Origin of the sequence: Nostoc sp. (assembly GCF_036917415.1) — a bacterium.
Lineage (GTDB): Bacteria > Cyanobacteriota > Cyanobacteriia > Cyanobacteriales > Nostocaceae > Nostoc.
The window spans coordinates 1-10,210 of the sequence record NZ_JBALDJ010000100.1 but is presented as its reverse complement, the minus strand read 5'-3'; the positions used below and the strand labels follow the sequence as shown (position 1 = coordinate 10,210).

At 45.4% G+C, this 10,210-nt stretch carries 6 protein-coding genes, 1 pseudogene and 1 riboswitch; of the genes and pseudogenes, 2 read left to right on the top strand and 5 right to left on the bottom strand.

The genetic code is table 11. From position 1 onward, the window contains the following. Positions 1 to 165: 165 nt before the first annotated feature. Together thiC and V7K41_RS22335 are read right to left on the bottom strand one after the other, a co-directional pair. The gene (thiC, locus tag V7K41_RS22340; protein WP_334851720.1) at positions 166 to 1,539 is read right to left on the bottom strand and encodes a phosphomethylpyrimidine synthase; all 1,374 of its coding nucleotides are present in this window, start codon (positions 1,537 to 1,539) and stop codon (positions 166 to 168) included. A gap of 7 nt (positions 1,540 to 1,546) precedes the next feature. Then, positions 1,547 to 1,643, bottom strand: a riboswitch (TPP riboswitch). 86 nt (positions 1,644 to 1,729) lie between these two features. Further along, positions 1,730 to 2,722: a 2-hydroxyacid dehydrogenase gene (locus V7K41_RS22335; protein ID WP_334851718.1), complete on the bottom strand. Its 993-nt coding sequence runs from the start codon at positions 2,720 to 2,722 to the stop codon at positions 1,730 to 1,732. Positions 2,723 to 3,339: 617 nt separating this feature from the next. Between V7K41_RS22335 and V7K41_RS22330 the strand changes: the two genes are divergently transcribed. Next, positions 3,340 to 3,948 (top strand): rRNA large subunit pseudouridine synthase E, encoded by a 609-nt coding sequence (locus V7K41_RS22330; RefSeq protein ID WP_334851716.1) that lies wholly within the window; start codon positions 3,340 to 3,342, stop codon positions 3,946 to 3,948. A 70-nt stretch (positions 3,949 to 4,018) separates the two neighbouring features. On the opposite strand, the gene lnt is transcribed toward V7K41_RS22330, so the two are convergent. The 3 genes from lnt to V7K41_RS22315 form a co-directional block, all read right to left on the bottom strand. Next, on the bottom strand, positions 4,019 to 5,668 hold the full coding sequence (gene lnt, locus V7K41_RS22325; protein WP_442943250.1) for an apolipoprotein N-acyltransferase: 1,650 nt from the start codon (positions 5,666 to 5,668) through the stop codon (positions 4,019 to 4,021). Further along, on the bottom strand, positions 5,649 to 8,255 hold the full coding sequence (gene gyrA / locus V7K41_RS22320) for a DNA topoisomerase (ATP-hydrolyzing) subunit A (RefSeq protein ID WP_334851713.1): 2,607 nt from the start codon (positions 8,253 to 8,255) through the stop codon (positions 5,649 to 5,651). The genes lnt and gyrA overlap by 20 nt, the downstream gene beginning before the upstream one ends. A 140-nt stretch (positions 8,256 to 8,395) precedes the next feature. Beyond that, positions 8,396 to 9,703, bottom strand: coding sequence for a chloride channel protein (locus V7K41_RS22315; protein WP_334851711.1), 1,308 nt, complete (start codon positions 9,701 to 9,703; stop codon positions 8,396 to 8,398). Positions 9,704 to 9,907: 204 nt separating this feature from the next. Here V7K41_RS22315 and V7K41_RS22310 point away from each other — a divergent pair. Then, positions 9,908 to 10,060, top strand: a pseudogene (locus V7K41_RS22310) (IS4 family transposase); the annotation flags it as partial. Positions 10,061 to 10,210 lie beyond the last annotated feature (150 nt).

The following is a 10,210-nucleotide window of genomic DNA, read 5'->3' as shown; positions in this document are numbered from 1 at the left end:
GGGAGAAGGGGTTAGGGGATGAGGGCGTGAGGGATTTACAAAACGCCTGTCTGATATAGTTTTCGGCTGAAGTTGACACGTATGTTCATGAATTGCCCCAGAGCGCGTATAGTTTTGCGTAAGTCCTATTGATGAAAAACTATTGTAACCGCAGAAGACAATCTGTTAGCTGTGAGTCACTGCCTCTTTCGCCAAGAACTTCTCTAATTCTGTCAGTGCATCAGCGTCAACCTTAGTTTGCATTGGGCAGAACTTAGGCCCACACATCGAACAAAACTCAGCAGTTTTATAAATATCTGCTGGCAGAGTTTCATCGTGATATTCCTTAGCTCTTTCTGGATCGAGTGATAATTCAAACTGACGGTTCCAATCGAAGTTGTAACGCGCCTTAGAAAGTTCATCATCTCTATCCCTTGCACCAGGGCGATGTCTAGCAATATCAGCCGCATGAGCCGCTATTTTATAAGCAATCAATCCATTCCGCACATCTTCGGCATTTGGTAGACCTAAATGTTCTTTAGGTGTTACATAGCACAGCATCGCAGTACCGTACCATCCAGCCATTGCTGCTCCAATAGCTGAAGTGATATGGTCATAGCCGGGAGCAATGTCTGTCACCAATGGCCCCAAAACATAGAAAGGTGCTTCCGAACACTCTTCCATCTGCTTACGGACGTTGAACTCAATTTGATCCATTGGCACGTGTCCAGGCCCTTCCACCATCACCTGTACGTCATCTTTCCAGGCTTTGCGAGTTAGCTGTCCCAGAGTTTTCAATTCAGCTAATTGTGCTTCATCTGAGGCATCATGGGTGCAGCCGGGACGTAGGGAATCTCCTAAACTGAAGGAAACATCGTACTTTTTGAAAATCTCAATAATATCTTGGAAGTGGGTATAAAGCGGGTTTTGTTTGTGGTGATGTAGCATCCACCGCGCCAAAATCCCGCCGCCACGAGAGACAATACCAGTGAGCCGATTTCTCACCAAAGGCAAATGCTCAAGCAAAATCCCTGCGTGGATAGTTTGATAGTCTACTCCTTGCTGGGCGTGCTTTTCGATGATATGGAGAAAATCATCAGCAGTTAGGTTTTCGATTGTGCCGTGGACGCTTTCTAAAGCTTGGTAAACAGGCACCGTACCAATGGGAATAGGTGAAGCCTTGATGATTGCGGTACGAATTTCATCCAAGTTACCGCCACCTGTGGACAAATCCATCAGAGTATCAGCACCGTACTTCACCGCCAGATTCAGTTTATCAACTTCATCTTGAAGATTAGAAGAGTTGGGAGAAGCGCCGATATTAGCATTTACCTTACATTTGGAGGCGATGCCAATAGCCATCGGCTCTAGGTTAGTGTGATTAATATTAGCGGGGATAATCATTCGTCCCCGCGCTACTTCCTCACGAATGAGATCGGCCGGGAGATTTTCCCGTTTGGCGACGTAGTGCATTTCTTCGGTGATCACACCTTGGCGGGCGTAGTGCATTTGAGATACATTACCTTGCCCACGTCGTTTAGCAACCCATTCAGTCCGCATATTGTCATTCCTCAATAAACAGCTTCCCTCCGCTGGTATTACCCAGACTCAGGTGTTAAGGGTGTGATCTCAGCCTGGTTATGTAGGCACCCCTAGCATGGATGTAGTGTAGCACCTTGGTTATATCTGGGAGCAAAGGTGTTAACAATTTATGAGGTAACACAATTTGGGATTTGAGATTGCTAAAGGTTTATGCACGAATTTCATTCGCACAAGGACGACCCTGTTCAACATCGGTAATATTAGCAAAAGTTGTTTCGGCAATATTGTAGAGAGCTTCTGCTGTAAAAAAGGCTTGATGTCCGGTAATGAGTACATTGGGGAACGTTGTCAGACGCTGGAAAATATCATCTTGAATAATTTCCCCAGACAAATCCTCAAAAAACAATTCCGATTCTTGTTCGTAGACATCTACAGCAAGATAGCCAATTTTACCAGACTTCAATCCCTCAATCACTGCTTGGGTATCAATCAGCGCTCCTCGGCTAGTATTAATTAGCATCACACCTGGCTTAATCTTTTCTATAGCCTCAGTGTTAATCAAGTGATGGGTTTCGGGAGTCAAGGGGCAATGCAGGGAGATAATATCGGAGTTGGCAAATAGCTCAGGTAGTTCTACATACTTTCCACCTAGCGCCTCCAATTCTGGATTGCGATAAACGTCGAATGCGAGTAAGTGACACCCAAACCCCTTCATAATCTGTCCTAAAATCAGACCGATTTTGCCGGTACCGACAATTCCCACTGTGCGCTCATGCAAATTAAATCCCAACAGTCCATCCAAAGAAAAATTGCCTTCTCGGACACGGTTATAGGCACGATGAATTTTGCGATTTAAGCTCAAAATCAATCCTACGGCGTGTTCTGCTACCCCATAAGGTGAATAGGCGGGAACACGCACAACGGTAATTCCTAAATCTGCTGCGGCTTGTAAGTCTACATTGTTAAACCCTGCACAGCGAAGGACAACCACGCGAGTTTCCCCAGAGGCGAGAATCTCTAAAGTTGGGGCATCAACCTGGTCATGCACAAATACACAAACCGCCGGAAATCCGGCAGCAAGGATAGCTGTATCTCGATTTAAACGGGGTTCAAAAAACACTAACTCGTGTTGGATGGGAGAATTTGCAGCTGACAAGAACTGGCGATCGTAGGCTTTTGTACTGAAAACTGCTACTTTCATGCAAAACCTCAGACTTTATATATGCTGCACGGTGTTCGAGTAGATAATACCTTGACGTTTAGAAAAGCGATGTCTACAACGAGCGTAGCTGCGGCATTTTAAACTTTTTTTAATCGGTACTCTGGCAATGGCAATTAAGCGATCGCACTCCAGCACTCTCAATTAAAAGCTTTTAACGACCAGGTATGATGGGGCGATCGCCTTTCTCAAACCTGACTCATGATTGTTGTAAAACAGCAGCAGGATTCTTAGCATCATAAACACAGGTCACGGAAAATCAAACCACAGAGAACGCAGAGAACACAGAGGAATAAGAGTTAGAGAGGTTTTTTGCGTAAGTCCTACAACAATCACATTGGTTAGTTGGCGTCCGGTGAAAGACTTATCATTAAGACCACAGGGGGCAGGGGGAGAAAGAAAATATTATCTGAGTAAATTGGATAATTTATTTTCTGGAAGTCCCTAAATTCATTGCTTCGTGACAGCCGATTGATTGCTTTCATTGCTTGCGCTTCTTGCTGTAAAGTTAATCCACTATCGAACTCTTGTATCCAATGACCAATGACCAATGACCAATGACAAATGACCAATGACCAATGACAAATGACAAATGACAAATGACAAATCATTACCGATATATTATTTTTTACAAACCCTATGGCGTTCTCAGTCAGTTTACAAAAGATGCCCCTACACATAGCACCCTAAAAGATTATATTGATGTGTCTGATGTATATCCTGTGGGACGCTTAGACTGGGATAGTGAAGGATTACTGCTGTTAACGAACGATGGACAATTGCAACATCGCCTCGCCCATCCGCGTTTTGGTCATAAACGTACTTACTGGGTACAGGTAGAGCGAATTCCAGATGCAGAAGCTATCAAAAGATTGCAAACAGGTGTGGAAATTCAAGATTACCGCACTCAACCAGCAGAAGTTAAGCTCTTACTAGAAGAACCACAGCTACCCGAACGCACACCACCAATTAGATTTCGCAAAAATGTACCGACAGCTTGGCTGGAAATGACTTTGACAGAGGGAAAAAACCGTCAAGTACGCCGCATGACTGCGGCTGTCGGGTTTCCGACTTTGCGACTGGTCAGGGTTAGCATAGCTCACCTACAATTAGATGACTTACAATTGGGTCAATGGCGCGACCTCACCGCCTCTGAACTCCATAATTTTAGTAAATCGAAAAGTTTTCCCCCAAAAGCCGCCCCATAATAGAAAGTTGACTTGTCATTAAATGATTAAATAGTGAAGCGATCGCTAATAACTCCAAAGACTCAATCCGCTAAGGATTTCCAAAATTACTGAATTTATTTATACCGCGAATTCCCAGCCAAGTTCCTCCAGAAGATATCAATAACAAGGGTGTTAACCAATCACCCCAACGCACATATAAAGTCTGTGTCTGTCGTCGATAAATTGTTTCAGCATGAGTTTCGTAGGTATTATATCCAGACATCCATAAGGTTTTGCCATGAGGATCTACAAAGGCTGAATATCCGGTATTAGTTGCCCGTGCTGACCAGCGATCGATTTCAATTGCCCGCATGATATCCTGTGCATGATGCTGGAATGGCATAGATGCAGTGTAATGGGCATCGTTAGAAGAACTGAGGATAAATTGCCCACCCGCCGCCGCTTGACGGCGAAATTGTTCAGGAAAAGCAGATTCATAACATATACTAGCGATCGCTCGACCAAAAGGAGTGTCAAATAGCTGATTTGCTGAACCAGCAACTTGGTGTGCATCCAAAGGCGACAAGCGTTGAACTATTTTGCCTAAAATGCCTTCAAAGGGAATATATTCTCCCAAAGGTACTAATTTAGCTTTGTCGTAGCGGCTGACAATTTCACCTTTACCATTGAAAGTAAACAAACTAATTGTATAACTATCTCCCCGTTCGCCAAAAGCCCCAATCCAAGCCACTACGCCTTTTTCTTTCACGGCTGCGACTAAGGCCGTTTCCAGCAAGTTACGCTGGAAAATAGGTAAGGCTCCTTCTGGGGTCAGGACTGCATCTACACCTTGGTCTGCTAAAGTTAGATATCCATTGGTATAGTTTTCTTGGGCACGACGAAACCCTTGGGAACTTCGTAAAAGTCGGTTCGGGATATTACCCTGAACAATCCCCACTTTTAAGGCTGCTTCTGGGGGTTGAGCAATGGGACGGCTATATAAGATAAAACCAATAAGGTGTAGGGTAATTAATAGTCCTGTGGCGGTAGCTAAGTATTTATTAACGAACCGCAGAGGCGCAAAGGACACAGAGGAAATCTTGGTGTCTTCTCTACGAGACGCTATGCGAAGGCGGTTTATATATGCTTCAGCAATTAAGCCATTAACAGCAGCGATCGCTGCTGTCACAGTATTAGGCCCAGAGAGTTGACCAAGGTGTACAATTACGAGATTGTGCGGGCTTTGTGTGTAAGCAAGGGAACTCCACCACAAAGGCCCCGCACTCCACAGACTCTCTAAGCCGCACCAGACAGATGTACCAATTAGTATACGTAGCCACGGTTTTTGCTCGCTCAGGCGAACCATTACAGCCGCCCAAATAGCAACAAATACCCCTCCCAATACAGTGATAAATCCCCAACAAAAAAGGGTGATTGCCAAACTTGGCAACCACGGAACGCCCAACCAAGTCATCGGGTGAATTCCCGTAATCCACCATAGAGCAACACCGTGATAACCGATACCCCAGAAGAAAGCAGGAGGGAATTGGTTTTTGCCTTTGGCTGAAGTGACAACTAGCACCCATAAAGGAACCACGGCAATCCAAGCCAAGAACCATGCACCTACTGGGGCTACAGTTAGCCCCATTAAGATGCCGCTAGCTAAGGCAATTAACCAAGGGAGCAAAAAGATAAACCTCTCCCCCTGCCTCCCCTGCTTCCCCTGCTCCCCCTGCTTCTTACTCTGCTTCTTCTGCATCGCCAGCATCAGGTGGAACTATTGCCACTCCAGTAATGGCGTCGTCTTCATCTAAACGCTGCACTCTGACTCCAGTTGCCGATCGCGATTGGATAGAAATCGCATTTACCGCTTGACGGATAATAATACCGCGATTTGTCACCATCATGATTTCATCATCATCGTTGTTGACAATGCGTAGGGTTGCCAACTTATCTTTGGTTTTGCGGTTTTTGAACTTGGTTGCCATTAAACCCTGACCAGCACGATTTTGCAGCCGGAACTGGGCAACTGGTACGCGCTTACCATATCCTCCCATTGTAATTACCAACACCCAAGGGCCAACTATGCCACTGCTAGGTACTTCTACTGACTCTTCATTAATTTCGGTAATTTCGATATCTTCTGTTTCGATTGTTTCGATATCTTCAATTTCCGCTTCTATAACTGTATCCAAAGTTTCCAGAATGGCTGCGGGGAGAATATCCATACCCACGAGTTCATCTTTATTTTTGAGTTTCATCGCTTTTACCCCACGAGTCGCCCTACTTAAAGGACGCAGTTGTTCGTGGTTGCACCGGAAGTGAATCGCCATCCCGTGACGAGAACCAATGATTACACTGTCCTCTACTTTAGCGCGTCGCACCCAGCGGAGTTGGTCGCCTTCTTCTAAGGAAATAGCAATCAAACCATTAGCGCGAATGTGACTAAAGGCTGCCAATTCGGTTTTCTTGATATTGCCACCTTTGGTGAGCATGACCAGATATTCTTCATTGCTAAATTCGTCAACAGGTACAATCGAGGTGATTTTTTCCTCTTTGGGAATCGGTAGCATCTGGACGATTGGTGTCCCGCGACTGGTACGCGAACTCGCTGGAATTTGATAAGCTCTCAGGCAATAAACAACACCACGCTCACTAAAGAATAAAATACTGTCGTGATCGCAGCAAGTTAAGAAATGCTCAATGGTATCATCATCTTTCACCTTGGCTGCGGCTTTGCCTCTGGTAGCACGGCTTTGGGCTTCAAAGGTGTTAACTGGCATCCGTTTGATGTAGCCTTGTTCTGTCACCAGAATTATCGCTTTTTCATTGGCAATGAGGTCGCGATCGTCTAATTCCCCTTCCCCTGGTAAAATTACCGTGCGGCGAGGTGTGGCGAAGTTAGTTTTCAGTTGCGTAACTTCAGTTTCAATGATTTCTAGCACTCTCTCCCGACGTGCCAAAATATCTTGCAAGTCGGTAATTTTCGTTTGTAATTCTTCGTGTTCCAGACGAATTTTGTCTGCTTCTAAGGCAGTCAAGCGCCGCAATTGCATTTGCAAAATCGCATCTGCTTGCACTTCTGAGAGTCCGTAAGTTGTGATTAATTCGCCTTTGGCTGTGGGTGCATCTGGAGCATGACGAATTAAGACAATAATTGGATCTAAATGAGACAGGGCAATTAATAATCCTTGGAGGAGATGGTCGCGTTCCTCAGCTTTGCGCAGTTCGTAGCGGGTGCGTCTGACAATGGATTCGATGCGGAAATCTAAGAAGACGGTTAAGAACTGCTTGAGCGTGAGTACTTGGGGTTCGCTATTCACCAACGCCAGCATATTCGCGCCGAAGTTGGCTTGCAGTGGCGTTTGCTTGTAGAGATTGTTCAGCACAACGCGGGGATAAGCATCACGCTTGAGTTCGATCACAATTCGCATCCCGTCGCGATCGCTTTCATCCCGGATATCTGCAATCCCTTCTAGACGCTTTTCGTTCACCATTTCGGCGATTTTTTCAATCAACGCCGCTTTGTTGGTTTGATAGGGCAATTCGGTAATGATAATTGCTTCTCTATCTGGGCGTCCCCGTTGTTCAACGGTTTCAATGTTAGCTACACCACGCATGGTGATGGAACCACGCCCGGTAGTGTAAGCTTCTCGAATGGCAGATGTTCCTAAAATTTGCGCCCCAGTCGGAAAATCTGGGCCGTGGACATACTGCATTAATTCTAGGTCGGTAATTTCTGGATTGTGGATTACTGCCACCAAAGCATCAATCAATTCGCCCAAATTGTGGGGCGGAATGTTGGTGGCCATGCCCACGGCAATTCCAGAGGAACCGTTAAGCAATAACTGGGGAATCCGTGCTGGTAAAACTGTGGGTTCTTGCTGGGAACCGTCGAAGTTATCGGCAAAATCTACGGTTTCATACTCAATGTCGTGCAGTAACCCAGCACTAGTTAAAGCTTGCAAGCGGCATTCTGTGTACCGCATCGCGGCTGGCGGATCGTTGTCTACCGAACCGAAGTTACCATGCCCGTTAACTAGGGGCGATCGCATGGAAAAATCCTGCGCCATCCGCACCAAGGCGTCATATACTGCCGTGTCACCGTGGGGGTGATATTTACCCAATACTTCCCCCACCACACGGGCGCATTTCTTAAAGGGGCGATCGTGGAGCAGACCTAGCTCGTGCATTGCGTAGAGAATGCGACGATGCACAGGTTTTAGACCATCCCTGGCATCTGGCAGCGCCCGACCCACTATCACGCTCATGGCGTATTCCAGATAAGACTGCGACATTTCGTTTCGCAAGTCTGTCGGGATAATCCTCTCCTGTGAGGTTGTCATAACCTAAAAATCTCCAAAAATCGTAGATTTTAGCTTTTTTACTCAACAAAGCGCAAAATTATTCTAAATTGCTCTTGAATAATTGCTATAATTTGATACAATTCTATCATATATTGCTTTTTTATGCCTGGGCAGCTAACTCAGGCGCTTGTTCGATCCGTAGCTTCTCTCTGGGATTTGAGTTGAGATGCAATCAGAGGAACTTTAGGGGCAAGAAAAAATCCAATCAAACTGGCAAAAAGGATTGGCGTAAAGGGACTCAAGTTTGTCAGTTTTGACAGTAGTAAAGTCGTACTTATGGGTGTGCGCGTTACGGCTGCGTTGACAGCCGCCATTGTACAAATCATCGCCAGGGCAGGATCGAGTGCTGGAATTAAGACTGCTACTGCTTTACCAATGCAAGCACCAGTGAAAAATAGGGGAATGATGAATCCACCGCGCCACCCACCTGTTACTGTAATGCTAATGGCAGCCATTTTCCCCAGAGCTAGAGTTAAGAGAAAAACAGCACTAAAGTTAGCTGTCAGGACTGAATCTAACTCTTCATGTCCAAAATAACGCGTCAGGGGTAATAAAACTGCTAAAGTGCCAAGTCCCACTCCTGCTAGTGTTGTCCGCACATAAATGGGGAAAGGAATCAGGTCAAAGACCCGATCGCAGCCGCGAAAAATACCCATAAAAATCCATCCCGCCACCGCCCCGATAATTCCAAACATAATTGCGATCGCAAAATCATCAATCCTTTCTAAGTGATACTGAGGAAAATGCCAAGTGGGCGCAATACCCAAATGTGTAATTGCTGCAAACACCAGATAGCTAGCACAACTCGAAACAATGGCTGGCATTAAAGCTTCGTAATATTCCACAATATGCTCGTGGTGCAAAATCTCCAAAGCGAACATTGCACCGCCAAGAGGTGCGCCAAACAAGGCAGTGAAGCCAGCCGCCATTGCTGCTAAACTCATGGTTCTGAGGTCTTCATCTTGAAGTTTTAAGCGATCGGCAATCCAAGTACCAAAAGAACCTGTTACCTGTACGAGTGGTGCTTCTGGGCCAGCACTACCCCCTGCCGAGATGCTGACTAGAGAAGCAAGAATCATTGAAGGATTTTTGCGAACATCTAGGCGTCCGCCACGAAAATGAATATTATCAACAATCACGGCGATTTCACCGGGATTTCCCAAAAAATGAATCACCAGACCGATAACTAAACCGCTAAGTGGCATCACTATCAGGAGGCTAAAACCCTCAAATCGCTGAAGTCTGTGAGTTAAAAACTCTAAAACATTCCAGTACAACGCTGCAAATAGACCACCAGCAGTCCCCACAATTATCCAGCGGATCGCCCACTGCGAAATCATTAGGGGATTACGCTTTACCAATCCAAAAAGTTGAGCAAATGTCCAGCGTTGAGTTTGATTGGTAGCGGGGGGCTTGTTTGGTAACACTGCTTATTTCCTATTTGTGAAACTGAGAGTACTGAATATTTACGCTTTTTATGGTAAAGGCTATTTAGTTTAGTAAATCATTTTTGGTCTACAAAGAGCCATGTCTCCGACGACGGGCTGTGATGTTCAACTGAGCAAATAATCACTATCGTCAACAAAGTGGACAAATGACAGAGATTGTAAAATTATTAGCAAATAATACTAATACGGATGATTGCCCATCTTGGTGGCTTTTTGGGTCGCAAAGGTAATGGTGAACCTGGTGTGAAAACCATTTGGCGCGGGCTGCGGCGATTAGACGATATTGCCCCCACTTGGAAACTTCTCTACCCGGATTCTCCTAAGACATCTTTGTAGTTAACGATCGCACTATACTTTACTGCATTTTCTGTCTCTAAAGTCAATCATCCTGTTGTTATTTACTTCTATTATCCCCGCAGAGTCTTACTTACAGCAATGTTAAGAAATATCTAAGTAAGTGGGCAGAATAAAACCGAACTGTGTGAA

What these genes read in the sequence shown, in the direction of transcription:
- thiC (WP_334851720.1), bottom strand. Translation starts at nt 1,539, where the DNA reads ATGCGGACTGAATGGGTTGCTAAACGACGTGGGCAAGGTAATGTATCT.
- V7K41_RS22335 (WP_334851718.1), bottom strand. Translation starts at nt 2,722, where the DNA reads ATGAAAGTAGCAGTTTTCAGTACAAAAGCCTACGATCGCCAGTTCTTG.
- V7K41_RS22330 (WP_334851716.1), top strand. Translation starts at nt 3,340, where the DNA reads ATGACAAATCATTACCGATATATTATTTTTTACAAACCCTATGGCGTT.
- lnt (WP_442943250.1), bottom strand. Translation starts at nt 5,668, where the DNA reads ATGCAGAAGAAGCAGAGTAAGAAGCAGGGGGAGCAGGGGAAGCAGGGG.
- gyrA (WP_334851713.1), bottom strand. Translation starts at nt 8,255, where the DNA reads ATGACAACCTCACAGGAGAGGATTATCCCGACAGACTTGCGAAACGAA.